This window comes from Micromonospora sp. MA102 (genome assembly GCF_025460765.1).
Lineage (GTDB): Bacteria > Actinomycetota > Actinomycetes > Mycobacteriales > Micromonosporaceae > Micromonospora > Micromonospora halotolerans.
Genome location: NZ_JAMWEG010000002.1, coordinates 165,105 through 192,019, shown reverse-complemented (window position 1 = coordinate 192,019; position 26,915 = coordinate 165,105). Strand labels below are relative to the sequence as shown.

Annotated in this window: 29 protein-coding genes; 14 read left to right on the top strand and 15 right to left on the bottom strand. The window is 74.1% G+C overall.

Going from position 1 to position 26,915, the window contains the following annotated elements; all coding sequences use genetic code 11:
• Window position 1 precedes the first annotated feature (1 nt).
• Together NFX44_RS04290 and NFX44_RS04285 are read right to left on the bottom strand one after the other, a co-directional pair.
• On the bottom strand, window positions 2-1,468 hold the full coding sequence (locus NFX44_RS04290; protein ID WP_262282174.1) for an NADH-quinone oxidoreductase subunit NuoF family protein: 1,467 nt from the start codon (window positions 1,466-1,468) through the stop codon (window positions 2-4).
• Complete coding sequence (locus tag NFX44_RS04285) at window positions 1,468-3,153, bottom strand: hypothetical protein (RefSeq protein ID WP_262282173.1); 1,686 nt, start codon at window positions 3,151-3,153, stop codon at window positions 1,468-1,470. The genes NFX44_RS04290 and NFX44_RS04285 overlap by 1 nt, the downstream gene beginning before the upstream one ends.
• Before the next feature lie 248 nt (window positions 3,154-3,401).
• Between NFX44_RS04285 and NFX44_RS04280 the strand changes: the two genes are divergently transcribed.
• Together NFX44_RS04280 and NFX44_RS04275 are read left to right on the top strand one after the other, a co-directional pair.
• On the top strand, window positions 3,402-4,847 hold the full coding sequence (locus NFX44_RS04280; RefSeq protein WP_262282172.1) for an alpha-amylase family protein: 1,446 nt from the start codon (window positions 3,402-3,404) through the stop codon (window positions 4,845-4,847).
• 89 nt (window positions 4,848-4,936) lie between these two features.
• Window positions 4,937-5,851, top strand: a complete 915-nt coding sequence (locus NFX44_RS04275; protein ID WP_262282171.1) for a L,D-transpeptidase — start codon at window positions 4,937-4,939, stop codon at window positions 5,849-5,851.
• A gap of 6 nt (window positions 5,852-5,857) precedes the next feature.
• Here NFX44_RS04275 and NFX44_RS04270 read toward each other — a convergent pair whose 3' ends face one another.
• The 5 genes from NFX44_RS04270 to NFX44_RS04250 all read right to left on the bottom strand — a co-directional run bounded on the left by NFX44_RS04270 (window position 5,858) and on the right by NFX44_RS04250 (window position 10,905).
• On the bottom strand, window positions 5,858-6,481 hold the full coding sequence (locus NFX44_RS04270) for a response regulator transcription factor (protein ID WP_262282170.1): 624 nt from the start codon (window positions 6,479-6,481) through the stop codon (window positions 5,858-5,860).
• Window positions 6,478-7,632: a sensor histidine kinase gene (locus tag NFX44_RS04265; protein ID WP_262282169.1), complete on the bottom strand. Its 1,155-nt coding sequence runs from the start codon at window positions 7,630-7,632 to the stop codon at window positions 6,478-6,480. Before NFX44_RS04265 ends, NFX44_RS04270 begins: the two co-directional genes overlap by 4 nt.
• Window positions 7,633-7,653: 21 nt before the next feature.
• Window positions 7,654-8,460: an ABC transporter permease gene (locus NFX44_RS04260; RefSeq protein WP_262282168.1), complete on the bottom strand. Its 807-nt coding sequence runs from the start codon at window positions 8,458-8,460 to the stop codon at window positions 7,654-7,656.
• A 30-nt stretch (window positions 8,461-8,490) separates the two neighbouring features.
• Window positions 8,491-9,381: an ABC transporter ATP-binding protein gene (locus NFX44_RS04255; RefSeq protein WP_262282167.1), complete on the bottom strand. Its 891-nt coding sequence runs from the start codon at window positions 9,379-9,381 to the stop codon at window positions 8,491-8,493.
• An 84-nt stretch (window positions 9,382-9,465) separates the two neighbouring features.
• Window positions 9,466-10,905, bottom strand: a complete 1,440-nt coding sequence (locus NFX44_RS04250) for a DHA2 family efflux MFS transporter permease subunit (RefSeq protein WP_262282166.1) — start codon at window positions 10,903-10,905, stop codon at window positions 9,466-9,468.
• A gap of 108 nt (window positions 10,906-11,013) precedes the next feature.
• Here NFX44_RS04250 and NFX44_RS04245 point away from each other — a divergent pair, with 108 nt between their 5' ends.
• From NFX44_RS04245 to NFX44_RS04235, 3 genes are read left to right on the top strand one after another with little or no spacing between them, the layout of a single operon-like run.
• A complete protein-coding gene (locus NFX44_RS04245) occupies window positions 11,014-11,754 on the top strand; it encodes a TetR/AcrR family transcriptional regulator (RefSeq protein WP_262282165.1) in 741 nt (246 codons plus the stop codon).
• 42 nt (window positions 11,755-11,796) lie between these two features.
• On the top strand, window positions 11,797-12,648 hold the full coding sequence (locus NFX44_RS04240; protein ID WP_262282164.1) for an alpha/beta hydrolase: 852 nt from the start codon (window positions 11,797-11,799) through the stop codon (window positions 12,646-12,648).
• Between the two features lie 55 nt (window positions 12,649-12,703).
• Window positions 12,704-13,846 (top strand): site-2 protease family protein, encoded by a 1,143-nt coding sequence (locus tag NFX44_RS04235; RefSeq protein WP_262282163.1) that lies wholly within the window; start codon window positions 12,704-12,706, stop codon window positions 13,844-13,846.
• Here NFX44_RS04235 and NFX44_RS04230 read toward each other — a convergent pair.
• The 4 genes from NFX44_RS04230 to NFX44_RS04215 are packed head-to-tail and all read right to left on the bottom strand — an operon-like array spanning window position 13,843 to window position 17,823.
• Window positions 13,843-14,544: an NUDIX hydrolase gene (locus NFX44_RS04230; protein WP_262282162.1), complete on the bottom strand. Its 702-nt coding sequence runs from the start codon at window positions 14,542-14,544 to the stop codon at window positions 13,843-13,845. The two genes, NFX44_RS04235 and NFX44_RS04230, sit on opposite strands and share 4 nt — an antisense overlap.
• Window positions 14,541-16,070, bottom strand: a complete 1,530-nt coding sequence (locus NFX44_RS04225; protein WP_262282161.1) for a hypothetical protein — start codon at window positions 16,068-16,070, stop codon at window positions 14,541-14,543. The genes NFX44_RS04230 and NFX44_RS04225 overlap by 4 nt, the downstream gene beginning before the upstream one ends.
• A 53-nt stretch (window positions 16,071-16,123) precedes the next feature.
• Window positions 16,124-17,350: an FAD-binding protein gene (locus NFX44_RS04220; protein ID WP_262282160.1), complete on the bottom strand. Its 1,227-nt coding sequence runs from the start codon at window positions 17,348-17,350 to the stop codon at window positions 16,124-16,126.
• Entirely contained in the window at window positions 17,347-17,823 is a 477-nt protein-coding gene (locus NFX44_RS04215) for a hypothetical protein (protein WP_262282159.1), read from the bottom strand. The genes NFX44_RS04220 and NFX44_RS04215 overlap by 4 nt, the downstream gene beginning before the upstream one ends.
• 99 nt (window positions 17,824-17,922) lie before the next feature.
• Here NFX44_RS04215 and NFX44_RS04210 point away from each other — a divergent pair, with 99 nt between their 5' ends.
• The gene (locus NFX44_RS04210; protein WP_262282158.1) at window positions 17,923-18,297 is read left to right on the top strand and encodes a hypothetical protein; all 375 of its coding nucleotides are present in this window, start codon (window positions 17,923-17,925) and stop codon (window positions 18,295-18,297) included.
• A 43-nt stretch (window positions 18,298-18,340) separates the two neighbouring features.
• On the opposite strand, the gene NFX44_RS04205 is transcribed toward NFX44_RS04210, so the two are convergent.
• On the bottom strand, window positions 18,341-19,270 hold the full coding sequence (locus tag NFX44_RS04205; protein ID WP_262282157.1) for an LLM class F420-dependent oxidoreductase: 930 nt from the start codon (window positions 19,268-19,270) through the stop codon (window positions 18,341-18,343).
• An 87-nt stretch (window positions 19,271-19,357) separates the two neighbouring features.
• Here NFX44_RS04205 and NFX44_RS04200 point away from each other — a divergent pair, with 87 nt between their 5' ends.
• Both NFX44_RS04200 and NFX44_RS04195 read left to right on the top strand, forming a co-directional pair.
• The gene (locus tag NFX44_RS04200) at window positions 19,358-19,666 is read left to right on the top strand and encodes a metalloregulator ArsR/SmtB family transcription factor (RefSeq protein WP_262282156.1); all 309 of its coding nucleotides are present in this window, start codon (window positions 19,358-19,360) and stop codon (window positions 19,664-19,666) included.
• A 2-nt stretch (window positions 19,667-19,668) separates the two neighbouring features.
• Window positions 19,669-20,196: an SRPBCC family protein gene (locus NFX44_RS04195; protein ID WP_262282155.1), complete on the top strand. Its 528-nt coding sequence runs from the start codon at window positions 19,669-19,671 to the stop codon at window positions 20,194-20,196.
• A gap of 4 nt (window positions 20,197-20,200) precedes the next feature.
• On the opposite strand, the gene NFX44_RS04190 is transcribed toward NFX44_RS04195, so the two are convergent.
• Complete coding sequence (locus NFX44_RS04190; protein ID WP_262282154.1) at window positions 20,201-21,406, bottom strand: FAD-dependent monooxygenase; 1,206 nt, start codon at window positions 21,404-21,406, stop codon at window positions 20,201-20,203.
• 72 nt (window positions 21,407-21,478) lie between these two features.
• Here NFX44_RS04190 and NFX44_RS04185 point away from each other — a divergent pair, with 72 nt between their 5' ends.
• Window positions 21,479-22,066 (top strand): TetR/AcrR family transcriptional regulator, encoded by a 588-nt coding sequence (locus NFX44_RS04185; protein ID WP_262282153.1) that lies wholly within the window; start codon window positions 21,479-21,481, stop codon window positions 22,064-22,066.
• Between the two features lie 52 nt (window positions 22,067-22,118).
• On the opposite strand, the gene NFX44_RS04180 is transcribed toward NFX44_RS04185, so the two are convergent.
• Together NFX44_RS04180 and NFX44_RS04175 are read right to left on the bottom strand one after the other, a co-directional pair.
• Complete coding sequence (locus NFX44_RS04180) at window positions 22,119-22,508, bottom strand: hypothetical protein (RefSeq protein ID WP_262282152.1); 390 nt, start codon at window positions 22,506-22,508, stop codon at window positions 22,119-22,121.
• Window positions 22,509-22,572: 64 nt separating this feature from the next.
• Window positions 22,573-23,016 (bottom strand): DUF5990 family protein, encoded by a 444-nt coding sequence (locus tag NFX44_RS04175; RefSeq protein ID WP_262282151.1) that lies wholly within the window; start codon window positions 23,014-23,016, stop codon window positions 22,573-22,575.
• A gap of 112 nt (window positions 23,017-23,128) precedes the next feature.
• Between NFX44_RS04175 and NFX44_RS04170 the strand changes: the two genes are divergently transcribed.
• The 5 genes from NFX44_RS04170 (at window position 23,129) to NFX44_RS04150 (ending at window position 26,911) form a co-directional block, all read left to right on the top strand.
• The gene (locus NFX44_RS04170; protein WP_262282150.1) at window positions 23,129-23,926 is read left to right on the top strand and encodes a YdcF family protein; all 798 of its coding nucleotides are present in this window, start codon (window positions 23,129-23,131) and stop codon (window positions 23,924-23,926) included.
• Between the two features lies 1 nt (window position 23,927).
• Window positions 23,928-24,215 (top strand): DinB family protein, encoded by a 288-nt coding sequence (locus NFX44_RS04165; protein WP_262282149.1) that lies wholly within the window; start codon window positions 23,928-23,930, stop codon window positions 24,213-24,215.
• Window positions 24,216-24,372: 157 nt separating this feature from the next.
• Window positions 24,373-24,774, top strand: a complete 402-nt coding sequence (locus tag NFX44_RS04160) for a hypothetical protein (protein WP_262282148.1) — start codon at window positions 24,373-24,375, stop codon at window positions 24,772-24,774.
• A 281-nt stretch (window positions 24,775-25,055) separates the two neighbouring features.
• Entirely contained in the window at window positions 25,056-26,471 is a 1,416-nt protein-coding gene (rox, locus tag NFX44_RS04155) for a rifampin monooxygenase (RefSeq protein WP_262282576.1), read from the top strand.
• A gap of 41 nt (window positions 26,472-26,512) precedes the next feature.
• Complete coding sequence (locus NFX44_RS04150; RefSeq protein ID WP_262282147.1) at window positions 26,513-26,911, top strand: hypothetical protein; 399 nt, start codon at window positions 26,513-26,515, stop codon at window positions 26,909-26,911.
• Window positions 26,912-26,915 lie beyond the last annotated feature (4 nt).

The window sequence follows — 26,915 nt, the reverse complement described above, 5'->3', positions numbered from 1 at the left end:
GCTACTCGGCCTTGACCAGCCGGAGCGCGAGTTCGGGACAGACCTTGACGGCCTTGAGCGCGCCCTCCCGCAGCCAGGTCGGCACCGGGGTGGCGGGGAAGGCGGGGTAACCGTTGCCGTCGAGCCGGATGAAGTCCGGCACCACGTGGGCGCAGAGGCCGTGCCCGTCGCAGCGGGACCAGTCGAGGGTGAGCTTGCGGGGGTTGGCGTCGGGCGCGCCGGGCAGCCCCATGACGCCCTTGACCCGCTTGCCGCAGCCCTCGCCGGTGGCGTGCAGCCGCAGGTCCTCGGCGAACACCTCCATGGCGGAGAGCGCGAACCGGGCCGTGCCGTCGGGGTGGCTGCACGCGCCGCGCCCCTTCACGTCGCCGGCCGCCGCGCGGACCACCTCGATCGGGGCGCTGCCCGAGACGGCCAGGTCGACGGCGCGGGCCAGGTCGGGCAGGCCCATCTTGCACGGGCCGCACTGCCCGGCGGACTCGCCGGCCAGGTAGCGGACCACCTGGGCGGCCTCGCCGAGCGGGCAGGTGTCCCGGGCCAGCGGCACGATGATGCCGGCGCCCAGGGTGCCGCCGACCGCGGCGAGCCCCGTGCGGGAGACCTCCGCCCGGTCCGCCGCCTCCGGGGTGATCCACTTGCCGTGGTAGCCGCCCATGAGGATGCCCGGCCCGTCGGGCACCTCGCAGAGCTCCAGGATCTCCCGCAGCGGGGTGCCCGCCGCGCACTCCACCACCGCCGGCCGCTTCGCCGCCCCGGTGACGGTGAGCAGCACGGTGCCCGGCTCGTCGTCGGTGCCGAGCGCGGCGTACTCGTACGGGCCGATCCGGGCGGCGACCGCGAGCTGGGCGTACGTCTCGGCGTTGGAGAGCAGGGTGGGCAGGCCGTTCACCCCCGAGTCGCTGGACCGCTTCTTGGTGCCCGGCGGGATGTGCGGCAGCCCGTTGATCCCGTTGACCAGGGCGCCGCCCTCGCCGGAGATGAACCGGTGCGGCACGGTGACGATGGTGGTCGGCACCGGCATCCGGCGCTCCTGCAACGCCTCGGTGAGCGAGGGCCGGCCCACCTCGTCGTCGGCCACCCCGATCACGATCTCCTCGGCGTCCAGCGCGTACGCGGCCAGCGCGGCGCCGTCCAGGATGAGGTGCGGGGCGCGGGTGAGCAGCACCTTGTCCTTCCAGCTCGCCGGCTCTCCCTCGGTGGCGTTGACCACCACCACGGCGGCGAGGTCCTGCCGCTCGCAGGACTCCAGCACCGCGCGCAGCTTGCGGGCGAACGGGAAGCCGGCCCCGCCCTTGCCCTTGAGGTCGATGGCCTCGGCCAGCCGGAGCAGGGCGGCCGGCTCCACGGGCCCGATCGGGCCGTGCACCTCCTCGTGGGCGAGCAGGTCGAGCCGGCCGAACTCGGCGAAGCCGGCGGTGAGCCGGGGCTCGCCGACGCAGGCCACCGGCGGCACGGTCGTGCGCATCATCACTTGGCCTCACCCCGCAGCCCGGCCCAGTACGCGCCGTCCACCGCGTCCGCGTTGGCCCGCTTGCGCCGGCTCGACCGGCTCTCGCCGGACGCCTTCCGGGCCCGCCGGGAGGCGAGGTCGACCAGGGTCGGGGTGTCGTCGACGAAGGCGTCGTCGGGGGCGTAGCGGGCCGGCGGGCGCCAGTAGTCCGGCTCCTCCGGCAGGTCCTCCTCGACGCTGTGCCGGCCGCTGTCGCTGCGCGGCGCCGACGAGATCGGGCCGGCCGAGATCGGCTCGCCGGAGACCGGCTGGCCACCCCAGCGGCGCGGGCTGTCCCACGGCTCCTCCGGCTCGTCGGCGCGGCGGGGCGGAGCCGAGTAGCGGGCGGCGTCGGGTGGGGTGGAGTAGCGGCTGCCGGTGTCCGGCGGGGCCGAGTGGCGGCCCCCGCTCTCCGGCGGTGCCGAGTAGCGGGCGTCGGCGTCGACGCGGGACCGAGGGGCGCTCCGCTCCTCCTCGTCCCGGTAGCGGCGTCCGGTCCGCTCGTCGTCGCGGCGCCGGGCCACCGGCTCGCGCTCCTCCCGCCGCGCCACCGGCTCGCGTTCCTCGCGGCGGACGACCGGCTCGCGCTCCTCGCGGCGCCGGGCGGCCGGCGCGGGCTCCGCGTCCCGGCGGCGGGCCGGGGAGACGGGCGCCTCGGCGCGCCGCCGGCTGGCCCCCACGCGGACCGGCTCGCGCAGCGTCCCGGGTTCCGGCACCACGGGTACGGCGAACCGCTCGGGGTCGCGGCGCCGGGCGGTGCCGGCCGGCGCGGTCCAGGTGGCGGTGGCCTCGGCCCAGCCGCCCTCGCGGCCCCGGCTGGACCGGCTCTCCTCCTTGCCGGCGCCCCGGCGCCGGGTCAGCCCGGCGAGCAGGCCGGTACGCTCCTCCCCCTTGCCGGCCATGGCCTGGTTCAGCGCGGCGGCCTGGTGCTGCTCCCGGCTGCGCTTGCCGAGGTGGACGGAGAGGCGGACCAGCAGCGCCATCACCACGAGCAGCACGCAGCCCAGGTAGCTCAGCACCACCCAGGTCTTCGCCGCCCGGCCGGCGTTGAGCCCGTGCAGCAGCGCGAACGGCCAGGACACGTACGCCATGGAGTGCAGCGCGCGCCACATCCACCTGGGACCCACACCGGCGAACCGGACCCGGACGATACCGGTCCAGAGCACGCCGACCATCATGAGCGCGGCCACGGTGCCCAGCCCGACGTAGAGGCCCCGGCCGGCGACGAACGGGACCAGCGCGTCGGTGGGCCCGGCCCGGCCGATCGCGACCTTGGTGATCACGTGGCAGACCAGCCCGGCCACACCGAGGATGCCGGTGGCCCGGTGCGCCGACTGGAGCAGCACCCGGTGCCGGATGAGCAGCACCAGGCGGTCGGTGGCGAGCAGGCCCAGCATCACGGTGAGGCTGAGCGAGACCAGGGCGACCACCCCGGCGAAGAACTCGGTGAAGAAGAACCCGTACGAGTACATGACGCCGCCGGCGCCGGCCAGTTCGAGGCCGGCCCACGCGACGGCGAGCGCGGACGCGGTGAGCGCCACCATCGCGGATCTCGACATGGTCCGGGCACCACGGCTGGTGGTGGCGGTCCGGACGGTCGTCGCCTTCTCGTTCTGCTGTGCCCGGGCCATCTGCTCCTCGATCGTCTCGCGGCGGCGCCCCACCGGCCGACCCTGCTCCCCTCTCCAGTACGGACGGACGGCACGGGCGGATCACCTCCGGTGGCGAATTTCTCGGCCGGTCCGTCGAACCGTCCCGCCCCGGCGCGCGTGTAGCGCCTGACGCAACGACGTATGTCCATGCGTTGACATTTCTTGCAACACGCTTGTAACCTTGCCGAAAATTTCAAGCCCGCTTGCAACGGGCCGGCACCGAAATCTCCCCCGCGCCGCACACCCCCTCAGGAGTCCCGATGCATCGACGTCGATGCCGCGCGGCTGCCCTCACCCTGGGCCTGGCCGCCAGCCTGCTCGTCCCCACCACCGTGGCGGCTCCCCCGGCCGCCGCGGCCACCCCCGGCAGCAAGAAGGTCATCGTCCAGCTCTTCGAGTGGAACTGGACCTCGGTGGCCAGCGAGTGCACCAGCACCCTCGGCCCGAAGGGCTACGGCTACGTCCAGGTCTCCCCACCGCAGGAGCACGTCCGGGGCAACCAGTGGTGGGTGGCCTACCAGCCGGTCAGCTACCGCATCGAGTCCCGCAAGGGCACCCGCGCCCAGTTCCAGGCCATGGTGAACACCTGCCACAACGCCGGCGTGAAGGTCATCGTCGACGCCGTGGTCAACCACATGTCCGGTCAGGACAACGGCGGCACCGGCTGGGCCGGCAGCGGCTTCGGCCACTACGACTACCCCGGCACCTACTCCAGCCAGGATTTCCACTACTGCGGCCGCAACGGCACCAACGACATCGCCAACTACGGCGACCGGTACGAGGTGCAGAACTGCGAGCTGGTCAACCTCGCCGACCTGAAGACCGAGTCGGACTACGTGCGCACCCGGCTGGCCGCGTACCTCAACGACCTGCTCTCGCTCGGGGTCGACGGCTTCCGGCTGGACGCCAGCAAGCACATGCCGGCCGCGGACATCGCCGCGATCAGGGGGAAGCTGTCCCGCTCGGCGTACCTGGTGCAGGAGGTCATCTACGGCGCCGGCGAACCGATCCAGCCGACCGAGTACACCGGCAACGGCGACGTGCACGAGTTCCGGTACGGCAAGGACCTGGCCCGGATGTTCAACAGCGAGCGGCTGGCGTACCTGAGGAACTTCGGCGAGTCCTGGGGCTACCTGCCCGGCGGCTCCGCGGTGGTCTTCACCGACAACCACGACACCCAGCGCGACGGCGGCGTGCTGACCTACCGCGACCGCGGCGAGTACGCCCTCGCGAACGCCTTCATGCTCGCCTGGCGGTACGGCACCCCGGCGGTGATGTCGAGCTACACGTTCAGCAACAAGGACCAGGGCCCGCCCTCGGACGCCGGCAACAGGACGTCGAACACCACCTGTTACTCGGGCTGGGAGTGCGAGCACCGCTGGCGGGTGATCGCCAACATGGTCGGCTTCGCCAACGCCACCCAGGGCGCCGCCGTCGCCAACTGGTACGACAACGGCTGGCAGCACATCGCGTTCAGCCGGGCCGGCAGGGGCTACCTGACCATCAACGACGAGGACGCCGCGATCAGCGGCCGCTCCTACTACACGGGCCTGCCGGCGGGCCGCTACTGCGACGTCATCCACGGCGACGTCAGCAACGGCTCGTGCAGCGGCCCGGTTATCACCGTGGACGCCAACGGTTGGTTCGCCGCCACCGTCAACGCCCACGACGCGATCGCCATCCACGTCGGGGCGAAGCTGTCCTGACCTCGCCGTCCGGCACCCGCACGAACCGGAGCCCCCCGCGCCGCCGTTTCGCGGCCCGGGGGGCCTCCTGCCCGTTTACAGTATTGATCGTGCTGTTTGACCGATTGTTCTCGCGCTGGACGCTCGGCTGGCTGCTCGCCGCGATCGGCGTACCGGTCCTGCTGGCGGCCGCGCTCCTGGTCGGGCGGAGCCTCACCGGGGGCCCGGCCCCGGCGCCGGTCGCCGGCGCACCCACCGCGGCGGTACCGCCCGCCCCGGACGAGCCGAGCCCCTCCCCCGAGGAGTCGGTGCCGGCCGCCGCACCCGCACCGGACGACCTGCCGGTGGTCACCTACGACCCGGCGCCCGGCGGGTTCCCGGCCGACGCCGGTCCGGCCGACACCCGCCCGCTGGCCGAGGGTGTCACGCCGACCCGCGAGGTGGCTGCCTACGACGCGCCGGGCGGCCGGCCACTGGCCTTCCTCGCCCCCACCATCAGCGGCGTCGAGCTGACCATGCCGATCGTCGAGCGGCGGGTGGGCTGGACCGCCGTCCTGCTTCCCTCGGCCAACCGGCGGATCGCCTGGCTGCCGGCCGGCGGCTGGAGCATCGTGGCGCTGCGCGACCAGGTCGTGGTGGAACGCCGCCCGCACCGGCTCACCTGGTACCGGGACGGCCGCGCCGTGCGCTCCTGGGAGGTGAGCCTCGGCATGGCCGGCCAGCTCACCCCGCTCGGCCGCACCTTCGTGCTGGGCCGCACCCCGCCCCCGCAGGACGTCTACGGCGGGGTGGACATCTTCGCCCTCGGCGCGATCCCCGACGACCCGGACGCGGTGCCCACCGGGCTGCGCGGCGCGCACATCGGACTGCACAGCTGGTACACCGACGCGACGCTCGGGAAGAACGTCACCAACGGCTGCATCCGGCTCACCCGCAGCGGCCAGCGGCAACTCCTCGCGGAGCTGCGCCCCGGCACCCCGGTCGTGGTGGTGGATGAGCTCCCCGCCCCGCCGGCCACCGCCTGAGCCGGCTCAGTCGCCGAGCAGCCAGCCGTTCTCCTCGGCCACCCGGACCGCGTCGGCCCGGTTCCGGGCGCCGGTCTTGCCGATCGCCGCGGAGAGGTGGTTGCGCACCGTCCCCTCGGAGAGGTGCAGCGTCGCCGCCAGCTCCGCCACCGTGCCGCCGCCGCGGGCGGTGCGCAGCACCTCGGTCTCCCGGTCGGTGAGCGGGCTCGGCCCGGTGGCCAGGGTCTCCGCGGCGAGCGTCGGGTCGACCACCCGCAGCCCGGCGTGCACCCGGCGGACCGCGTCGGCGAGCTGCCGGGCCGGGGTGTCCTTGACCACGAAGCCGTTCGCGCCCGCCTCCATGGCCCGGCGCAGGTAGCCGGGCCGGCCGAAGGTGGTCACCACCAGCACCCGGCAGCCGGGCAGCGCGGCCCGCAGGGCCGCGGCCGCCGCCACCCCGTCCAGGCCGGGCATCTCCACGTCCAGCAGGGCCACGTCCGGCCGGGTACGCAGCGCCTCCGGCACCACCTCGTCGCCCCGGCCCACCTCGGCCACCACGGTCAGGTCCGGTTCCAGCGAGAGCAGCGCGGCGAGCGCGCCCCGGACCAGCGCCTGGTCGTCCGCGAGCAGCAGCCGGATCGGCTCGGTCATCCGCTCGTCCCCTGTCCGTCGTCGGGCAGCGTCACCCGGAGCAGGAAGCCGCGCCCGTCGCGCGGGCGGCCGACGGTGACCGTGGCGTCCAGCCGCCGGGCCCGCTCCCGGAGCCCGACCAGGCCGTGGCCGGCCGCGTCCGGCTCGCCGGCCGGCCCCCGGCCGTCGTCGCGGATCTCCACGGCCGTCGGGTCGATCCGGATCTGGCAGCGCCGTGCCCCGCTGTGCCGGACCACGTTGGTGACCCCCTCGCGGACCGTCCAGCCGAACAGCTCGTCCCGCTCCGCCGGCAGCTCCGGCGCCGTCTCCGGCAGGTCCGCCGCGACGCCCGCGGCGGCCAGCGCCGAGCGGGCGCCGGCCAGCTCCGTCGCGAGGTTCACCCCGCGGTACGCCCCGACGGTGCCCCGCACGTCGGCCAGGGCCTGCCGGGCCAGCCGCTCGATGTCGGCGACCTCGGTGGCCGCCCGGGCCGGGTCCAGCTCCAGCAGCCGCCCGGCCAGCTCCGCCTTGACCGCCACCACGGTCAGCGAGTGCCCGAGGATGTCGTGCAGGTCCCGCGCCGTGCGGGCCCGCTCCTCGGTCACCGCGAGTCGGCGGATCTCCTGCTGGGCGCCCTGGAGTTCGGCGTTGCGCTGCGCGAGCCGGCTCACCCCGAACATGGCGAACGAGGCGAGCACGACGGCGAAGACCACGGTCCCCTCGGCCTCCCAGCCGGGCACCAGCGCCGCCGTGACCGGCGGGGTCAGCGCGGCCAGCACGACCACCACCAGGGACTCCCATATCGGGAGCAGGAACACCGCCGCGGCGGCCACGAAGACCAGTGTGGTCAGCCAGTCCCCCTCGGTGCCCGGTATGCCCGCGAGGCCGAGCGCGAGCAGCGCCGCGAGGATCGTCCACGCCCGACCGCGCGGGATGTTCCGGTGCGCCTGCCGCCGGCCGCGCGCCCACTCGAACACCCAGACGTAGAGCACGCCGAAGGCGACCAGGGTGACCGCGCCCAGCACCCGGCGCCACATTTCGGGTTGATGCAGGGCGGTGAGCAGCGGGATGTTGAGGAAGAACAGCCAGACCGCGGCCAGGAGCCAGCCGGTGATCCGCCAACGGCGGCTCATCGGCTGGCTCGGCTGGCGCGGCAGGCCCACGGTGAACACGCTAGCCTCCGCCGCCGCGCGTCAGACGCGGGTGGTGTCGCGGCGGAACAGCCGGGCCGCGCCGAGGCCGAAGAAGGCGGTCCAGGCGACCACGTTGCCGACGGCCGCCCAGTCCACACCGGCCCCGGTCAGCGGCGACCGGGCCAGCTCGCCGACCCCGTACACCGGGGTGAACTTGGCGATCTGCTGCATGGCGTGGGGCAGGATCTCAAGTGGGACGAACAGCCCGCCGAACATGGCCAGGATGGCCAGCGCCGGGCCCATGAACTGCATGACGTTCTCGGCCGGGGCGAGGTAGCCGACGAAGAGGCCCAGGGCGGCGAAGACCAGCGAGCCGATCCAGGCGGTCAGGCCGGACTCGATCCAGACGTGTGCCGGCAACCGCACCCCGGAGGCGGCGCCCACGGCGAACTCGACAAGCACGCCGAACAGGCCGAGCACCATGGCGGTGGCCACCTTCAGGGCCACGTACGCGGCCGGGCGCAGCGGGGTGAGCCGCAGCTGCCGGCTCCAGCCGAGCGCCCGCTCGGTGGCGACCGCCGCGCCGGCGCTGGTGGTGGCGACCATGGCCGCGTAGACGGCCAGGCTGATCATGATCCAGGCCGTGACGGGCAGGCCGTTGTCGAGGTTCTGCCCCTTCTGCGGCAGGCCGAAGAGCAGGAAGAACACCGCCGGCATGACCAGGATGAACACCAGTGTGCGGCGGTTGCGCAGCACCCGGCGGATCTCGATGGCGAGCACGGGGGCGGAGAAGCCGCCCAGGGCGGGGGGTCGGCGGGTCCCGGCCCGGTCGGGCGTGGTGGTGGCGGACGAGGCGGTGACGGTCATCTCAGGCTCCGGGTTCGGCGCGGTCGGCGGTCAGGCGGCGGCGGTCAGGGCGAGGAAGGCGTCCTCGAGGTTGCGCGAGGTGATCTCCAGGTCGCGGGCGTCGGTCCGGGTGAGCAGGTGCCGGGCGACCACGTCGGAGTCCTCGGTGTGGACCAGCACGGCGTCGCCGCGCACCTCGACGGACTGCACGCCGGGCAGCGCCGCGAGCGCGGTTTGGTCGGCGCCCGGGAGGGTGGCCCGGACCACGCGGCCGGCGGCCAGGTTCTTGATCTCGGCGGTGGTGCCGTCGGCGACCACCCGGCCCTGGCGGACCAGCACGATCCGGTCCGCGTACGCGTCGGCCTCGTCCAGGTAGTGGGTGGCGAACAGGACGGTCCGGCCGGAGCGGGCGTCGGCCCGGATGGCCTGCCAGAAGTCCCGCCGCCCCTCGACGTCCATCCCGGTGGTCGGCTCGTCGAGCACCATGAGGTCGGGGTCGGGCAGCAGCGCCAGGGCGAAGCGCAGCCGCTGCTGCTGGCCGCCGGAGCACTTGCCCACCGCACGGTCGGCGATGTCGGCGATGCCGGCCCGCTCCAGCACCTCGGCCGCCGGCCGGGACTGGCCGTAGAAGTGCGCGGTCATCCGTACCGTCTCGGCGACGGTGAGGTCCTTGAGCAGGCCGCCGGTCTGCATGACGGCGGCGACCCGGCCGAGCCGGACGGCGTCGCCGGGCGTGCCGCCGAAGAGCCGGACGGTGCCGGTGTCCGGGCGGGCCAGCCCGAGCAGCATGTCCACGGTGGTGGTCTTGCCGGCGCCGTTGGGGCCGAGGAAAGCCACCACCTCGCCGGGTTCGATCCGGAGGCTGAGCCCGTCGACGGCGGTCACCGGGCCGAAGGTCTTGGTGAGTCCGGCCAGCTCGACGGCCGGTGGGGTGTCGGTCATGACAACGATGCTCCGGGGACCGGCGGGCCGGTCCCCGGAGCGCTCGTCACCTTCCGACCGTGACATTTGTCAGGAGGCCGGCGGTCAGTGGCCGCCACCGGCCCCCTCCCGGGCCCGGCGGGGCAGCAGGAACGCCCCGGCCACGGTGACCAGCAGCAGGCCCAGCTCGGCGAGGAGGGTGACCCGCACGGCGTGCGACACGGACTCGGTCAGCCCGTCGAAGAAGACCGTGCCGAGCAGCGCCACGCCGAGCGCGCCGCCGAGCTGCTGCACGGCGGTGAGCGTGCCGGACGCGGAACCGGTCTCCGCCTCCTCGACTCCGGAGAGCACGATGTCGAAGAAGGGCGCCATCACGAGGCCCATGCCGAAGCCGACCGCCAGCAGCGCGGGCGTCATCCGCCACGGGGTGACGTCGGCGCCGGCCACGGTGAGGGTCAGCAGCATCCCGGCGACGCCGGCCAGCACCACCCCGAGTCCGAGGTGGATGAGCCGCCGGCCGAGCCGCTGGGCCAGGCCGGCGCCCGCGAGCACGAAGGCGGCCACCATGCCGAGCGCCTGGGGCACGCCGGCCAGGCCCGCGCGCAGCGGGGACCAGCCGAGCCCGAGCTGGAGGTAGAGGCTGAACACCAGCGAGAAGCCGGCCAGCGCGGTGAAGAAGGCCAGTCCCGCGACCAGCCCGCCGGTGAAGGCGCGGCGGCGGAACAGGGCGGGCACCACGAGCGGGTCCCGGCCGGCCCGCTGCCGGCGCTGCTCGTAGCGGGCGAAGACCGCCAGCACGACCACCGAGCCGGCCAGCATGGCCCAGCTCCACGCCGGCCAGCCGAGCTCGCGGCCCTGCACGAGCGGGTGGACCAGCAGGAACACCGCGACCGACAGGAGCACGACGCCGGGCAGGTCGAGCCGGGTGGCGTGGCCGGGGCGGGAGGCCGGGAGGAACCGGGCCGCGCCGAGGGCGGCGAGCAGGCCGAGCGGCACGTTGATCAGGAAGATGGCGCGCCAGCCGGTGCCGCCGAGGTCGGCGTCGACCAGCCAGCCGGCCAGGATCGGCCCGCCGACGGCGGAGATCCCCATCACCGGGCCGAACGCGCCGAAGGCGGTGGCGAGCTGCTCCGGCGGGAACATCTCCTTGATGAGGCCGAGCCCCTGCGGGAGGAGCAGCGCGCCGAGCAGGCCCTGGGCCACCCGGGCGGCGATCAGCGTGCCGGGGCTGCCGGCGAGGGCGCAGGCCGCCGAGGCGGCGGTGAAACCGAGCACCCCGATCAGGAACATCCGGCGCCGCCCGTACAGGTCGCCGAGGCGGCCGCCGGTGACCAGGCCGACGGCCATGGCGAGGGTGTAGCCGGCGCCGATCCACTGGATGACGGTGGGCGAGCCGCCGAGGTCGGCCCGGATCGCCGGTCCGGCGAGGTTGGTGACGAGCACGTCGAGCAGGTCCATCACCTCGGCGGTGAGGATCACCGCGAGGGCGATCCAGCGCCAGCGGTGGCCGGCGGCCGGTGGCGCCGCGATCAGTTGGGTGGTCATGGGGTCCCCTGATTCCGAGCGAACACTGTTCGTGAACGAACACCGTTCTATCAACGAACTACGTTCGCGGCAAGTACTATGTTCGGGTCCCTGAACCGGAGGTCGTCCGTGAGCGAACAGCCCGCCCCGCCGTGGCGTACCCGGCCCCGCAGCCGGGCGCCCCGACAGCCGCTCAGCCAGCAGGCGGTGGTCGACGCCGCCCTCGCCGTGCTCAGCCGGGAAGGGCTGGGCGGGCTCAGCATGCGGCGGGTGGCCCAGGAGCTGAGCACCGGACCGGCCTCCCTCTACGCCCACGTCTCCGGGCGCGAGGAGCTGCTCGAACTGCTCGTCGACCGGGTCAGCGCGGACATCACCGTGCCCGAGCCCGACCCGGGCCGCTGGACGGAGCAGGTCCGCGAGGTGGCCCGGCAGGCGTACCGGGTCTACGCCGCGCACACCGACCTGGCGCTGGCCTCCCTGGCCACCATCCCCACCGGCCCGAACGCCCTGCGGGTCACCGACGGGCTGCTCGCCGTCCTCCGCAGCGGCGGCGTGCCGGCCCAGCAGGCGGCGTGGTTCCTCGACCGACTCTTCCTCTACATCGCCGGCGACGCCTACGAGGGCGCCCTGTACGCCGAGAAGGTCCGGGCCGCCGGTCAGGACCAGCCGACGTGGTGGGCCCGGATGCGCGAGCAGCTCAGCACGTACTACCGGAACCTGCCGGCGGCGCGGTACCCGCACCTGCGGGAGCATGTGGACGTGCTGCTCGCCGGCGACGGCGACACCCGCTTCGACTTCGGCCTCGACCTGCTGATCCAGGGCCTCGCCACCCACGTCCCGGGCGGGAGTGAGGGCGGCCCGGCCGGGTAAGCGGCGCCGACGTCACTCGTCGCGGCACCGGGAGGTCAGGGCATGAGCACACCGACGGCACGGGTCGACACCGTCGTGCTGATCCACGGGCTCTGGATGACCTCGCGCAGCTGGGAGCACTGGGTCGACCGCTACGCGGCGCGCGGCTTCCAGGTGCTCACCCCCGCGTGGCCCGGCATGGACCAGGACGTCGAGCGGCTGCGGGAGGACCCGACGCCGATCGCCGCGCAGCGGATCGCCGGCATCGTCGACCACTACACGGCGATCATCCGGAACCTGCCCCGGCCGCCGATCATCATGGGGCACTCGTTCGGCGGTCTCATCGCGCAGCTGCTGCTGAGCCGGGGCCTCGGCGCCGCCGTCGTCGGCCTGCACCCCGCGCCGGTGAAGGGCGTGCTGAAGCTGCCGCTCAGCACGCTGCGCTCCGGGTTCCCCATCCTGCGCAACCCGGCCAACCGGTACCGCGCCGTGGCGTTCAGCCCCGAGGACTTCCGGTACACCTTCGGAAACACGATCAGCCCGGAGGACTCCGACGCCGCGTGGGAGCGGTACGCGGTGCCCGCCGCGGGCCACGTCTTCTTCGAGGGGGCGTTCGCCAACCTGGACCCGACCTCGGCGACGGCGGCGGACACCAAACGGTCCGACCGGGCGCCGCTGCTGGTGACAGCCGGCGGCGAGGACCACGTGGTGCCGGCCTCGCTGGCGTCCTCCGTGGCCAACCTCTACCGGGGCTCGACGGCGATCACCAGCTACCGGGAGTTCCCGGGCCGGTCGCACTTCGTCGGCGGCGAGCCCGGCTGGGAGGAGGAGGCCGACTTCGCGCTGGAGTGGGCCGTGGAGGCGGCCAACGAGTATTCGCCGACCGTGGTCAGCACGGCCCCCAAGCGGCGCTGAACCGGGCCCCACGCCGCCCGGGTGTGGTTCCGGTGCGGACGGGTATGACGGGGTCATGAGGGCGAGCTTCCGGCTTGGCCGGATCGCGGGGGTACCCGTCGGGGTCAACTGGAGCGTCCTGGTCATCTTCGTGCTGATCGCGTGGGCGCTGTCCGCCAGCCAGTTCCCGCGCGCGTACCCGGGCCACTCGGTCGTGGCGTACGTGGCCGCCGGGCTTGCCGCCGCGGTGGTCTTCTTCCTCGGCCTGCTCGCCCACGAGGTGGCCCACGCGGTGGTCGCCAAGCGCAACGGCATCGAGGTCGAGGGGATCACGCTCTGGCTCTTCGGCGGCGTCTCCGAGCTGAAGGGCGAGGCCCGCGACCCGGGCGCCGAGCTGCGCATCGCCGGGGTGGGGCCATTGGTCAGCCTGATCATCGGGCTCTTCTTCGGCGCGATAGCGGTGCTGCTCGCCCTGGCCGGCTCGCACGGCCTGCTGCTCGGCGCGCTGTCCTGGCTGGCCGGCATCAACGTGCTGCTGGCCGTCTTCAACGTCCTGCCGGCCGCCCCGCTGGACGGCGGCCGGCTGCTGCGCGCGGCGGTGTGGAAGGCCACCGGCGACCGGACGAAGGCCTCCGTGGTGGCGTCCCGGGCCGGCTGGGTCCTCGGCGCCCTGCTGATCGGGCTGGGGCTCTGGCAGTTCCTCGCCGGCAGCGGGGTGGGCGGGCTCTGGCTCGCGCTCATCGGCTGGTTCCTGATCGGTGCCGCCGGCGCGGAGGAGCGCCAGGCCCGGATGGGCAGCGCGCTGCGCGGCATCCGGGTCGCCGACGTGATGACACCGCAGCCGCAGACCGCCTCCGGGGAGATGACCGTCGCCGACTTCGTCGACCACTACCTCTTCGCGTACCGGCACTCGGCGCTGCCGCTGGCCGACGAGGGGCGGCCGATCGGGCTGGTCACCCTGGACCGGGTCCGCGGCGTCCCGGCCGACCGGCGCGCCGCGACCACCCTGGCCGAGGTCTCCTGCCGGGCCGACGAGCTGGTGCTCGCCAGCCCGGACGAGCAGCTCAACGACCTGCTCCCCCGGCTCAGCCAGTGCGCCGACGGCCGCGCGCTCGTGGTCACCGACCACCGGCTGGTCGGGATCGTCTCGCCCAGCGACATCAGCCGGGCGGTGCAGCGCGGCAGCATGCGCGAGCAGACGGCGGCCGGCCGCTCCTAGCCGTCGCCCAGCAGGCCGCGCAGGTGCGCCCGGGTCCAGGCCGCGATGGTGAACGAGTCGGTGAGGACCCCGTCCCGGATGAGCGCGCCGACCTCGGCCGGCGGGCAGCGCCGCAGGGCCCGGATGCCCTCGCGCGCGTCGGGCTCCCCGACCGCCGCCACCTCCGCCAGGAAGAGCCGGACCTCGTCGGTGGAGGTGCCGGTGTCCGGGTGCAGCACGCCCAGGTCGACCAGGCGGACGACCTCCGCGCCGATTTCCTCGCGCAGCTCCCGGGTCGCCTGCTCCTCGGCCGGCACACCGGGCTCGCCGAACCCGCGCGGCGCCTCCAGGTGCCAGCGCCGGGTCGCGTGCCGGAAGTGCTCGATCAGCACCACCGCGCCGTCGAGCACCGGCAGGAGCACGACCCCGTACGTGCCGCCCATCGAGATCGCGCGGATGTAGGTGCCGAGCGCGCCCCCGGGGAACCGGACCGGGTCCCGCAGCAGGGTGAGCCACTCGTCCTGGTACGCGACCCCGCTGCGGCCCCACTCCTCGGGCAGGCCCCGCGCGCGCAGCGCCTCGACCTTGGCCCGTTCCGCGGCGGCCACCTCGGCGGGATCGTCCAGGATCTCCACCGCGGCGCCCGGCGGGTTGACGAACAGTTCCGGCAGCCGGTCGCGCAGCTCCCGGTAGCGGAGGTCGTCGGCAGCCGCACTCATTCGCCCTCCCGGGGCCGGTCGATGTTCGGTTCGGAGTCACGTTCGACGTCGCCGTCGACCAGCGGGAAGCCGCCCTCCCGCAACCGGGCGACGAGTTCCCGCCAGTTCTCGCGGGCCCGCTCCAACCGCACCCGCATGACGTCGATGCCGGTGGCCAGCTCGTTCTCGGCACGGCGCTGGTCGCGGCCCACGACGGCGAAGCGGAGCACCGCGTCGGTGCCCCGGGAGGCGACCTCGGTGGCCACGTCGCCGATGACCTCCAGCCGGGGGTCGCCGTCGTAGATGACCGAGGCGGAGGCGCCGAGGACCTCGATGGTGATCCGGACGACCGGCTGCCAGATCCGCATCCGGCTGCGTCGCCGCTCGCCCACGATGTCCGCGAGCCGGCCGGCGAGGGCGAGGTAGCGGTCGTACACCAGCTGGCCGCGGGCCACGAAGTCGGTCGGGTCGTCGAGCAGCGCCTCCAGCGCGACCAGGTAGCTGCGCCACTCGTCGGTGTCCCGCGCCTGCCGCACGTGGGCCAGTTCCAGCCCGGTCAGGTCGATCCGCAGCGGGAACTGGGCCAGGTCGAAGGCCTGCGGCCGGAGCGTCCGGAGCAGCTCCACGAGCTGCTCCAGGTCGGCCCGCGGTGCGCCCTCCTCGGTCGGGCGGGCCGCCCGCACCGGCGGCCGCTCCTGCAGGGCGGTGCGCCGCAGCGAGTCGGTGGGGATCAGCGCGAAACGCTCCACCGCGTCGGGCACGGTGGTGTTGTACCGCAGGTCGATGAGCTGCTTGAGCTCCGCCACGAGCGGCGCCGACCGGAAGCGGCCCTGCGCCGGGTCGCTGCCCGGCTCGACGAGGAACTGCCGGTAGAACCCCTCCCGGTCGGCCCGGTCGGTGTCCGCGGCCCACAGGGTCACCTCCCGCAGCCGCTCCCGCAGCGCCGGGATGCTCTCCTCGTCGAGACCGAGGTCGCGGCGCAGCGCGTCGAGGTTGAAGCCGCGCACCTGCAGCAGGAAGCGGTGGAACTCCTCGAACATCAGTCGCTGGGTGCACTCCTCGTTCTCGGCGTCGTCCCAGCTCAGCCGGAGGCACCGGATGTGGTCGAGGTCGTCGAGCAGGCTCCGCCAGGCGTCCCAGCCGACCCGGTCGACGGTGAACCGCGGCTCGTCCGCGGGCGAGCCCTCGCGGAGCAGGAAGGGCACCAGCACGCTCTCGTGCAGCAGGGCCCGGACCGCGTCGCGTTGCGGCCCGCGCGCCGCGAAGTCCTGGTAGACGACCGGGTTGTTGAAGAAGTACGCCCGGTTGACGATGACCTGCTCGGCGTTGAGGATCGAGCGGAGGTACTCGGCCCGCGCGTCCTGCCGGCGCCGGCGCTCCACCTCGGCGTAGGAGAGCCGCCGGCTCACCATGTGCTCCAACAGGTCGCGGGTGACCCACTGGTTGTCCAGGCACTGGGCGACGACGCTGATCCGGGACAACGCCCGGTTGTCGACGCGGATCAGCCCGCCCGGCCCGGAGGTCTCCTGCACCATCTTCTCCCTCACCGCTGTCCACCGTGGATGGTCGGCCCATAGGCTACGGGTGACCCGCGGGTAGGTCAGTATCGCGGGAAGTAACGGTCCAGCAACGCGGTGCGGAACTTGCCGGCCGGGTCGAACTCGCGCAGCAGGGCGCGGAAGTCGCCGTGGCGCGGATAGCAGGCGGCCGGGTCGCGAGTGAACAACTTGCCCCAGTGCGGGCGCGCGGCGAACGGAGCGAGCCGCTCCTCCACCTCGGCCAGCACCGGCGCCACCGCCGCCGGGTCGCCGATCCAGGTGAAGTGGACGGCCAGGCTGTCCCGCTCGTGGTTCGGGCTGAGCCACAACCCGTCGGCGGCCACCGTACGCAGCTCGCAGACCTGGAGCACCGCGGCGATCCGCTCCGCCGCCGGGTCGAGCGCGGCCAGCGCCGCGGCGGCGTCGGAGCGGGCCACGTGCCACTCGGACTGGAGCTCGTCGCCGCTGCTCGGGGTGAAGCCGAGCCGGAAGTGCGGCAGCCGCTCGTGCCACGTCCCGGGCGCGCCGAACTGGGCCGTGCAGACCTCCCCCGGCATCCCGGGCACCGGGTGCTGGGGCGTGTCGGCCGCGCGGGTGTCCAGCCAGTCCGCCGGGGGCGGCGGCTGGTCGGCCAACTGCTTGATCCACACCTGGTCGAACCGCGGCGACCGCCAGCCGGTGAAGACGCTCACGCTGTACGCCGCGTCGAGGGCGGCGTCCAGCGCCGCACGGGGCAGGCCGAGCCGGACGTACTGCCGCACCGCGAAGGTGGGCACCACGTCGAGGGTGAGCCGGGTGACCACGCCCAGCGCGCCGAGATGGACCACCAACCCGGCGAACCGGGGGTCGGCGCGGTCCACCGTGAGCAGGTCGCCGTCGGCGGTGACCAGTTCCAGCGCGGCCACGGCGGTGGCCAGGTTGCCGTTGGCCGGTCCGGAGCCGTGCGTGGCGGTGGCGACCGCCCCGGCCACCGAGATGTGCGGCAGCGACGCGAGGTTCGCCAGGGCGTACCCCTCGGCGTGCAGCGCGGTGGCCAGGTCGCCGTAGCGCAGGCCGGCCGCGACGGTGACGGTGCCCCGGTCGCGGTCGAGCGCGACGGCCGGCGGCAGCCCGGCCACCGACACCTGCTCGCCGGTGGTGTCGCCGAGCCGGTTGAACGAGTGCCCGGTGCCCACCGCCCGGACCCGGTCCGCGCCGGCCACCAGCCGGCGCAGCTCGTCCAGGGTGGTGGGCTCGTGGCGGGCCCGGGCCGACCAGGTGACGTTGCCCGCCCAGTTCGTGCCGGTCATGCCGCGGCCTTGCCAGCGTGCGGGGTGCGGGCGTCGGTGAACCGCTCGCCCACAAAGCGGACCAGCGCCGCCGTCACCTCGTCGGGGCTCTCCCGCACCTGCCGGAGGTCGAGCAGCTCGACGGCGGGACGGCCGTCGCGCGGGTGCCGGGCGGTGACCCGCGGGCCCGGCGGCAGCCCGGCCGCGGGCACGCCCACGAGGCGGCCGGCGTCGTCGAGGGCGAGCGCCGCGAACTGCTCCCAGCGGTACGTCCCGCGCAGGCCCGGCCGGCGCACCTCCAGCCCCTCCGGCCCGAGCACGCAGCGGAACGGCCGCAGCGCGCCGACCAGCACCGCCACGCCGACCGCCACGACGCCCAGGGCGACCAGCATCCGCAGCACCGGCCCGTCGCCGGCGACGGCGAGCACCATCACCCCACCCGCCACACAGACGAGGGCCAGCGGCAGGGCCCCTCGGTTCCGGTGCAGCTCCATGTCGTTCCTCCCCGGTTCCCGTCGCCGGTGTCCGCGTGCATCATCCGCCAAACGCGCAAGGCGTGGTTGCCCCGCCGCCGGGTAGGGAACCCTGTGGGCATGAGCAGCTACCGCGACCCGACCCTCCGGGGCGACGTGCACCCGTCGGAGGAGGAGATCGACCCGACCGGCGTGGGTCCCGACCCGGCCGGGGCGGCGTACGCCACGGCCCCGGTCCCGGCGCCGACCCCGACGCCGGAACCCGAGCCCGACCCGATCCCCCGGCCGGGGCCGCCGCCCCGGGCCGCCGGAGGACGGTCGATCGTCACCCGCCACCTGGACGGGTCGGTCGAGGTGGTGACCGACCTCGACGGCGACGGGGTGGCCGACGTGGTGCGGGTCGACCTGGACGGCGACGGCGTCCCCGACGTGACGTACCTGGACAGCGACCGGGACGGCCGGCTCGACACGGTACGCCGGGGCCCGGCCGGCTGAGCGGTAACGCTCACCCGCCGCGCCGGCCGGCCGCGACCCCGGGTCACACCTGCCGCATCACCTCGGCGGCGACCAGCTCCAGGTGGTCCAGGTCGGCCAGGTCGAGCACCTGGAGGTAGACCCGCTCGCTGCCGATCTCCGCGTACCGGCCGAGCTTGTCGACGACCTCGGCGGGCGTGCCGGCCGCGCCGTTCTCGCGCAGTTCCGCGGGCTCCCGCCCGATGGCCGCGGCGCGCCGGGCCACCTCGGCGTCGTCCCGCCCGCAGCAGAGCACCAGCGCGTTGGACCAGGTCATGCTCGACGCGTCCCGGCCGGTCTCGGCGCAGGCCTCGCGGACCCGCTGGAACTGCGCGGCCGAGTCCTCGACCGAGGCGAACGGCAGGTTGAACTCGTCGGCGTACCGGGCGGCGAGGCGGGGCGTCCGCTTCGGTCCCATGCCGCCGAGCAGGATCGGCGGGCGGGGCTGCTGGACCGGCTTGGGCAGCGCCGGGGAGTCGCTGACCGGGTAGTACTTGCCGGGGAAGTCGAAGGTCGAGCCGGCCGGCGTCGCCCAGAGCCCGGTGATGACCGCGAGCTGCTCCTCCAGCCGGTCGAACCGCTCGCCCAGCGGCGGGAACGGAATGCCGTACGCCGTGTGCTCCTCGGCGAACCAGCCGGTGCCGATGCCCAGCTCCACCCGGCCGCCGCTCATCTGGTCGACCTGGGCGACGGTGATGGCGAGCGGGCCGGGCAGCCGGAAGGTGGCCGCCGTCATGAGGGTGCCGAGCCGGATCCGCGTGGTGTCCCGGGCCAGGCCGGCGAGGGTGGTCCAGGCGTCGGTCGGACCCGGATCGCCGCTCATCGAGCCCATCTTGAGGTAGTGGTCGGAGCGGAAGAAGGCGCCGAAGCCGGTCTCCTCGGCGCGGCGCGCCACGGCGAGCAGCTGGTCGTAACTGGCGCCCTGCTGGGGTTCGGTGAAGATCCGCAGTTCCATGCCCCGAGCATAGAAAGCGGGCGGACCCGCCGTGTGCGCGGCCCGTATTCCTTGACAGGCATATGAGCACTGGGGCATATTGTGGACGTGTCCGGGGATGCCTTCGCCGTGCTGGCCGAGCCCACCCGACGCCGCATCCTCGACCGGCTGCGCCGGGCGGAGAGCAGCGTCGGCGATCTCGTGGCCGCGCTCGGCATGAGCCAACCGGCCGTCTCCAAGCACCTGAAGGTGCTCCGGGAGGCCGGCCTGGTGAGCTGCCGCACCGCCGCCCAGCAGCGGATCTACCGGCTCGACGTCCGCCCGCTCCGCGCCGTGGACGACTGGCTCGGGCCGTACCGGCGGATGTGGGCCGACCACCTCGACGCCCTGGAACGCCATCTCGACAGTGAGGAGTGACCATGGATCGCGACAGCTTCCGGCCCGGCCCGCTCGCCGACGTCTCCTGGTCGCCGGCCGGCGACCGGTGGGACCTGGTCCTCGTCCGCGACCTGCGGCACCCGCCGGCCAGGGTGTGGGCGGCGCTCACCGAGCCGGACCGGCTCGCCCGGTGGGCGCCCTTCCTCGCCGACCGCGACCTGGCCACGCCCGGGGCGGTCACGCTGACCACCGTCGACGGCGACCGGCGCTGGCCCGCCCCGGCCACCGTGCGGCACGCCGAGCCGCCCACCCTGCTGGAGTACACCTGGGGCGACGGTCTGCTCCGCTGGGAGCTGGCCGGCACGGAGGACGGCACCCGGCTGACGCTGCGGCACCGCTTCGACGACCGCGCGCTGGGCGCCAGCATGGCCGCCGGCTGGCACCTCTGCCTCGACGTGGCCGGCCACCTGCTCGACGGCGACCCGGTCGGCCCGATCCGGGGCGCCGAGGCCAAGGAGTTCGGCTGGGACGAGCTGCGGGCCGCGTACGACGAGCGCCTGACGGACTGACGGGTCAGCGGGTGGCCGCCGGCGCGTCCGGCAGGGTGATCGCGGTGGCCGCGCGCCGGATCGGCTCGGTGACGCGGCGGATCATCCGCTCCCGGCCGGGCAGGCGCGGCATGAGCCGCAGCATCAGCGTCTGGAACCGGATCTGCGCGGCCGAGGAGAGCACCATCCCCTTGAGGTTGCGCTCGGCCAGCAGCTGGTTCGCCGTCACGAACGGGCGCATCCGCCGCTCGTACCCGGCGAAGCCGGCCACCGGATCCCCGCCGGCCTCGGCCAGCGAGGCGGCCAGCACGTACGCCCCGACCAGCCCGAGGCTGGTGCCCTGCCCGGAGGCGGGCGACGGGCCGTAACCGGCGTCGCCGACGAGCCCGACCCGGCCGGTGGACCAGCGGTCCATCCGCACCTGGCTCATGGGCGCGACGTAGAGGTCCGGCGCGTCGGCGCTCGCCGCGAGCAGCTCGGGCACCCGCCAGCCGGCCCCCTCGAACGCCCGGGCCAGCACGGCCCGCTGGGCGGGCAGGTCCCGGTGGTCGGGTTCCTCGGCGGGCGACGGGAAGAGGAACAGCGCCCGGGCGTCCGGCGCCCCGGCGGTGCGGTAGACCCCGACGGTCCGGCCCGGCGCCGGGTGCATCAGCTCGACCCGCTCCTCGCCGAACTCGGCCGGGACGGTGCAGATCGCGATGTGGTGCCCGAGCGGGCGCAGGTGCGCGGCGGCGGGGCCGAACGCGAGCCGGCGTACGGTCGAGTGCAGCCCGTCGGCGCCGACCACCAGGTCGAAGCGGCGGCGGCCGCCCCCGGCGAAGGTCACGTCCACCCCGTCGGCGGCCGGATCCAGCGTGGCGATCGAGTCGCCGAAGAGGTATTCCACGTCGCCGGTCGCCTCGACGAGCAGCCGGGCCAGATCCCCGCGCATGACCTCGGCGTCGTCCCCCTCCCGGCCGCCGAAGAGCGCGGCGTCCATGGTGGCCAGCTGCGCGCCGGACGCGTCGAGGAAGCGGGCGGACCGCATCCCGGTGTCGCGGCGGCGCACCTGCTCCAGCAGGCCCATCCGGTCCAGCACGGTCAGCGCCACACCGCGGACGTCCACCTTGTAGCCCCCGTCGCGCAGCGCCGGGGCGCGCTCGACGACGGTCGGCCGGAAGCCGTGGCGGCGCAGCCACCAGGCGAGCGTGGGGCCGGCGACACCGGCGCCGGAGATCAGCACATCAGTCATGCCACTGACGGTACAAGTGTGTTAGACGTTTGTGCAAGACATTTGTTCAAGGAATCAGCTAGGCTGCTCGGCATGGGAAATCGGGAGGACCTGCTGGCCGGGGCCAAGCGCTGCCTCATGGAGAAGGGCTACGCGGCCACCACGGCCCGGGACGTGGCCAGCGCCGCCGGCACCAGCCTGGCCGCCATCGGCTACCACTTCCGCACGACGAAGGCGCTGCTCAACGAGGCGCTCGTGGAGGCCATGGCCGAGTGGGGCGAGGAGCTGGAACGCGCCCTCGCCGAGGACGCCGGGCCGGACGCCACGCCCGAGCAGCGCTTCGAGGCGGCGTGGGAGCGGATCATCGAGTCGTTCACCCGGCTACGGCCGCTGTGGGCCGTCCAGTTCGAGCTGATCGCGCAGCTCGACCGGGCGCCCGAGCTGCGGGAGGCGTTCACCGGCGTCACCCGCCAGGCCCGGCTCGGGCTGGCCGAGGTCTTCCACCGGCTCGACCCGGGCCTCGACGAGTCGACCGCGCTCGCCCTCGGCGCCTTCCACCAGGCGCTGATCGGCGGCGTCGCGGCCCAGTGGCTGGTCGACCCGGCGGCGGCTCCCTCGGCGCGGGAGCTGACCCGGGCGCTGCGGGTCCTTGCCGCCGACTTCCGCGGCGGTCAGGGCTGAGGCGACCCCGAGCAGCCGAACCGGCCCGCCGGACCCGCCGGCAGGCCCGCTGTCATCCCGCGCGCCGCCGGCGCAGCAACGCCGCGCCGCCGCCGACCACCGTCGCCCCGATGGCGGTGCCGATGGCGACCAGCGCCGCACCCACCGCCCAGAGCCCGGTGTCGTCCGTCGACGCGGCCCGCGCCGCCCAGGCCGCGGTGAAGGCCACCGTCATCACCGGCGCCACCAGCCACGGGCTCCAGAACCAGCCGCCCACGGCGGCGATCACGAGCAGGGTGAGCACGGCGGCGGCCACCTGCCACACGGCGTACGGGCCGCTGGTCGCGCCGGTCTCCGGATCGACCGTGTAGCCCGACTCCCAACCCAGCCAGGCCCACCAGGCACCGACGGTCGCGGCCGCCAGGAGCAGGCCGCCGAGCAGGGTACGCGTCGTCTTCGTCACGGCCCGATCCTGCCGGGTCGCCACGGTCGCGCGAATGAGCATGCGTACTCGGTCGGGGGCCTGGTCATTCGAGGGTCCAGCGCACGTGGGGCGGCCGGACCCGGGCGCAGATCGGCCCGCCCTGGGCGTCCGTCAGCCCGAGCCGGCCCACCAGCACACCGGCACCGTCGTGGCCGGCCCGGAGCAGCTCGGGCGGGACGTCACCGAACAGGAGCTTCGCCCGGCGGAACATCTCGAAGCGGTCGTCCGTGACCGCACCCCAGCTCAGGTAGAGGAAGCGCGCCCCCGGCCGGCCGTGCACCCACGGCCCGCCCACGTCGAGCAGGTCGTCCACCTCACGGCTGGTGACCTCGCACCGCCAGGCCGCCTCCTGCGCGTCGACCGGGACCCGGTCGACCACCTCGGCCCCGCGCTGCATCCCCACGTGCACGTTGCGGAGCCGGAGCAGGTCCGCCTCGGTGCCGGCGCGCCGACCCGGCAGGTCGCCGCCCTCGATCCGGATCAGCATCCTCCGACTCTAGGGCGGTCCACGACGGGTGCGGAACGGGTTCGACGGCGGCGTCGGGGCGGATCTCCTCGTCGGGCTCCCGCGCGGCCGGGCTGGCTGGAACGATCGCGAGATGATCTCCCTACCTCGATCCGACGACCTGGCGCCCCCGGGTCCCGCCCACCGGCCCGGCCGGGGCGGTCCGGTGAGTCCCGGCCCGCCTCTCCCCCGGGTTCTCGCCGACGAGGACCTGGCCGGCTTCACCGCCGGCCAGGTCCTGGCGGTCACGAAGATCCTGACGATGATCCTGACCCTGCCCCAGTCGGCCGCCCGCCGGGTCGACGCGCTCGTGGTAGCCGTCGGTCAGGGCGAGGAATGGCGTCTCACGCACGCGATCCGCAGCTGGGAGGCCAACCCGGCGGTGTCCCATCTTCTGGTGGCGAACGGTAACCCGGACGAACGGACCTACGTCGACATCACGCTCGACTACCTGCGGAGCCTCGGCCTTCGTCGCACCGACGGGGTCCACCTCCAGGCCGAGCCGGCCGCCCACACCGCGGTGCAGGCCGCGTGGATCGTCAGCCAGGTCCGGGCCCGCGGCATCACCAGCCTCGCCCTCGCCGTCTCCCCCTACCACCTGGCCCGCGTCTACCTCACGGTCCTCAAGGCCCTCACGAAGGCCGGAGTCCGCGTTCCCATGATTCCGCTGCCCGTGGCCGTCTCCCCCGACACGCCCGTCCCGGAAACCGGAGCGACCGCCTACGACCTCGTACCCGGCGAGATCAAACGCATCCTCACCTACATGGAGGACGGGTGGGTCGCCACGCCAGAGGAGGTGCGGCAGTACCTCCAGTGGCTCTGGAGCCACCGGGCTTCCTTGCTGGTCCGTACCTGCGAGTCGGACACGTCAGCCGACCGCTCGTGCCCATGAGTTGCTCCTGGACGACGACGGTCTGGAATGCTGCGGCCATGCCGTCCTTCTGGGTCTGGTGAAGCACGCGACCTTCGTGGAGAAGGTCTGGTTCGATCAGGCCGTGACGGGCCGGTCGCGCGCGGAGATCGGCATCCCGGTGAGGTCGGAAGAGTCGTTCGTCCTCGATGGCGGCGACACGATCACCACCATCCAGCACGCGCACCGCGAAGCCTGCGAAGCATCCCGCCGGGCGGCGTCATCCCTGGGTCTGGACGACATCCTCCGAGAGCAGATCGTCAACGAGTAGTGCGCGGGCGTCCGCCCATGCCGCTGGCCCGGGCCGACCGATCGCACCGGGTCGGGTGAGGAAGGCGGGGTCGCGAATGCGGTGATGACCGTCGGCCTGTCGATGTTCGGCGATTCGGCTCCTGCCGGGAACCTGCCGGATGACCAAGACTGAAGCGATGTCTCACGATATCCGGGCTGCGCCGCGTACCCAGGTGACCGTCGCCGCCGCGCTCATCGTCGCCGGCGTGCTCGTCCTCCTCGTTCCCGCCGGTGACGAGGGTCGGGTCCTCGTGCCGGTCAGCGAAGGTCACGGGCTGTCCGCCGTCGACGGGGTCGGCGCCGCGCTGCTGGCGGTGGGCGGCACCTGGCTGGAGGTGCTCGTGGTACGGCGCCTCCCGTACCTCGCCCTGCCCCCGCGGGGCATGTTCGGACTCGGCCTGCTCGCCGGCCTCGGCGTGGGCCTCCTGATCGCCTCGGTCTTCTCCGGATTCTTCTGGTGGTGGGCGATCGGTGCCGCCGCACTGGGCGTTGCCGCCCTCGTCCTCGTGCCCCTCACGGCACGCCGTTCGGAGTCGTGAGCACCCGGCCGGTAAATGACTGGACGGGAGGATGCCCGGACCAGTAGCTTGCAGCTGCCCGTGACACCGCCCGAGGAGGTGAGACCCATGAACGTATCGATGTGGGTGCTCCCCATTCCCGTCGCGGCAGGGCGATCGACGTAGGTGTCGCCGGGAGCGCCTCGCCACCACGGCACTCCCGAAAGGCCTCACCTGTGCACTCTCCGCATTTCACCGCCGCGCCGTCGCCGACCGGTACGGCCCAGCACGACTCCACCGACGGCGCGTCCCCCGGGTACGACGTGATCATTGCGGGGTGCGGGCCGACCGGTGCCATGCTGGCCGCCGAGCTGCGGCTGCACGACGTGCGGGTACTCGTCCTCGAGCAGGAAACCGAGCCCGCGTCGTACGTCCGCATCGTCGGCCTGCACATCCGCAGTATCGAGCTGATGGCGATGCGCGGGCTGCTGGAGCGCATTCTCGAACGCGGAAGGCGACGTCCGGCCGCCGGCTTCTTCGCCGCCATCGACAAGCCCGCGCCCACGGGCCTGGATTCCGCGTACGCCTACCTGCTGGGCATCCCGCAGCCGGTCATCGTCCGCCTGCTCGAGGAGCATGCGATCGGACTGGGTGCGCAGGTCCGGCACGGTTGCGCGGTGGCCGGTTTCGCGCAGGCCGGCGACGGTGTGACCGTCGAGCTGGCCGGCGGGGAACAGCTGCGTACGCGCTATCTCGTCGGCTGTGACGGCGCGCGAAGTACGGTGCGCAAACTGCTCGGCGTCGGCTTCCCCGGCGAGCCCTCGCGGACCGAGACGCTGATGGGCGAGATGGCAGTGGGTGTGCCGCCGGAGGAGATCGCCGCCAAGGTGACCGAGATCCGCGCGACCGACAAGCGATTCAGCTTCGGGCCCGCGGGCGTCGGGGTCTACCGCGTCGTGGTCCCCACCGCGGGAGTCAGCGGCCGTGCGGAACCGCCCACGCTTGAGGACTTCCAACAGCAGCTGCGCGCCATCGCCGGGACCGATTTCGGCGTGCACTCCCCGCGCTGGTTGTCCCGCTTCGGGGATGCCACCCGGCTGGCCGAACGGTATCGGGTGGGGCGGGTGCTGCTGGCCGGCGACGCGGCGCACATCCATCCGCCCGTCGGCGGGCAGGGCCTCAACCTGGGCGTTCAGGACGCGTTCAACCTCGGCTGGAAGCTGGCCGCACAGGTCCGTGGCTGGGCGCCGGACACCCTGCTGGACACCTACCAGGCCGAACGCCACCCGGTCGCCGAGGACGTGCTGGACAACACCCGCGCCCAGATGGAACTGCTGTCCGCCGGATCGGGGCCGCAGGCCGTGCGCAGGCTGCTCACCGAGCTGATGGACTTCGACGAGGTGAACCGCCACCTGCTGGAGAAGATCACGGCGACCGGCATCCGCTACGACTTCGGCCCGGGCCCCGACCTGCTCGGCCGGCGCCTGCCCGACATCGACGTGAAGCAGGGCCACCTCTACGGCCTGCTGCACGGCGGCCGCGGCCTGCTGCTGGACCGCACCGAGCGCCTGACCGTCGGCGGCTGGTCGGACCGCGTCGACCACCTCGCGGACCCCACCGCGGCACTGGATGTTCCGTGCGTCCTGCTACGCCCCGACGGCCACATCGCCTGGATCGGCGACGACCAGCGGGACCTGGACGACCACCTCACCCGCTGGTTCGGCAGGCCGGCCACCTGATTCCGTCGACCCTCGCCGTCACCTGCTGCGTACCCGATCCGATGGACGAAAACCTTCGCCGCTACGGCCTGCAGCCGTCCTCCGCCGACCTGCCGCACATCCGCGAGACACTTCGAGCCGAAGCCGACCTTGAACAGCAGGACCAGGACACAGAGCTCATGAAGCTGTGCTGCCTGCAGCTGTTCAACGCCGGCCAACTGAGCGACGTGCTCGTCATCTGGCAAGCCAAGGAATCGAGCTGGGACGCCCACTGCTCCATCGACGTCCAACTGCTCTGCGGAGCAGGACTGGACGCCACCAAGGCGCACCTGGCGGCCGACGGCTCCGAGGAGGCGGCAGAAGCGCTCCGCTACCTGCTGGAGTGCGAAGCCGCCGGCGACTTCGACGCCTTTTCCGTAGCCGAGGAAGCCCGGTGGAGAGCCGGCTACTACCTGGACTGACCAA

Bases quoted from the DNA above. Each gene is read 5' to 3' on its own strand.
- NFX44_RS04255 (WP_262282167.1), bottom strand. From the start codon at position 9,381: ATGACCGACACCCCACCGGCCGTCGAGCTGGCCGGACTCACCAAGACC.
- NFX44_RS04280 (WP_262282172.1), top strand. From the start codon at position 3,402: ATGCATCGACGTCGATGCCGCGCGGCTGCCCTCACCCTGGGCCTGGCC.
- NFX44_RS04260 (WP_262282168.1), bottom strand. From the start codon at position 8,460: ATGACCGTCACCGCCTCGTCCGCCACCACCACGCCCGACCGGGCCGGG.
- NFX44_RS04235 (WP_262282163.1), top strand. From the start codon at position 12,704: ATGAGGGCGAGCTTCCGGCTTGGCCGGATCGCGGGGGTACCCGTCGGG.
- NFX44_RS04270 (WP_262282170.1), bottom strand. From the start codon at position 6,481: ATGACCGAGCCGATCCGGCTGCTGCTCGCGGACGACCAGGCGCTGGTC.
- NFX44_RS04160 (WP_262282148.1), top strand. From the start codon at position 24,373: ATGTCTCACGATATCCGGGCTGCGCCGCGTACCCAGGTGACCGTCGCC.
- NFX44_RS04185 (WP_262282153.1), top strand. From the start codon at position 21,479: ATGGGAAATCGGGAGGACCTGCTGGCCGGGGCCAAGCGCTGCCTCATG.
- NFX44_RS04250 (WP_262282166.1), bottom strand. From the start codon at position 10,905: ATGACCACCCAACTGATCGCGGCGCCACCGGCCGCCGGCCACCGCTGG.
- NFX44_RS04290 (WP_262282174.1), bottom strand. From the start codon at position 1,468: ATGATGCGCACGACCGTGCCGCCGGTGGCCTGCGTCGGCGAGCCCCGG.
- NFX44_RS04195 (WP_262282155.1), top strand. From the start codon at position 19,669: ATGGATCGCGACAGCTTCCGGCCCGGCCCGCTCGCCGACGTCTCCTGG.
- NFX44_RS04240 (WP_262282164.1), top strand. From the start codon at position 11,797: ATGAGCACACCGACGGCACGGGTCGACACCGTCGTGCTGATCCACGGG.
- NFX44_RS04230 (WP_262282162.1), bottom strand. From the start codon at position 14,544: ATGAGTGCGGCTGCCGACGACCTCCGCTACCGGGAGCTGCGCGACCGG.
- NFX44_RS04190 (WP_262282154.1), bottom strand. From the start codon at position 21,406: ATGACTGATGTGCTGATCTCCGGCGCCGGTGTCGCCGGCCCCACGCTC.
- NFX44_RS04220 (WP_262282160.1), bottom strand. From the start codon at position 17,350: ATGACCGGCACGAACTGGGCGGGCAACGTCACCTGGTCGGCCCGGGCC.
- NFX44_RS04175 (WP_262282151.1), bottom strand. From the start codon at position 23,016: ATGCTGATCCGGATCGAGGGCGGCGACCTGCCGGGTCGGCGCGCCGGC.
- NFX44_RS04205 (WP_262282157.1), bottom strand. From the start codon at position 19,270: ATGGAACTGCGGATCTTCACCGAACCCCAGCAGGGCGCCAGTTACGAC.
- NFX44_RS04215 (WP_262282159.1), bottom strand. From the start codon at position 17,823: ATGGAGCTGCACCGGAACCGAGGGGCCCTGCCGCTGGCCCTCGTCTGT.
- NFX44_RS04210 (WP_262282158.1), top strand. From the start codon at position 17,923: ATGAGCAGCTACCGCGACCCGACCCTCCGGGGCGACGTGCACCCGTCG.
- NFX44_RS04150 (WP_262282147.1), top strand. From the start codon at position 26,513: ATGGACGAAAACCTTCGCCGCTACGGCCTGCAGCCGTCCTCCGCCGAC.
- NFX44_RS04170 (WP_262282150.1), top strand. From the start codon at position 23,129: ATGATCTCCCTACCTCGATCCGACGACCTGGCGCCCCCGGGTCCCGCC.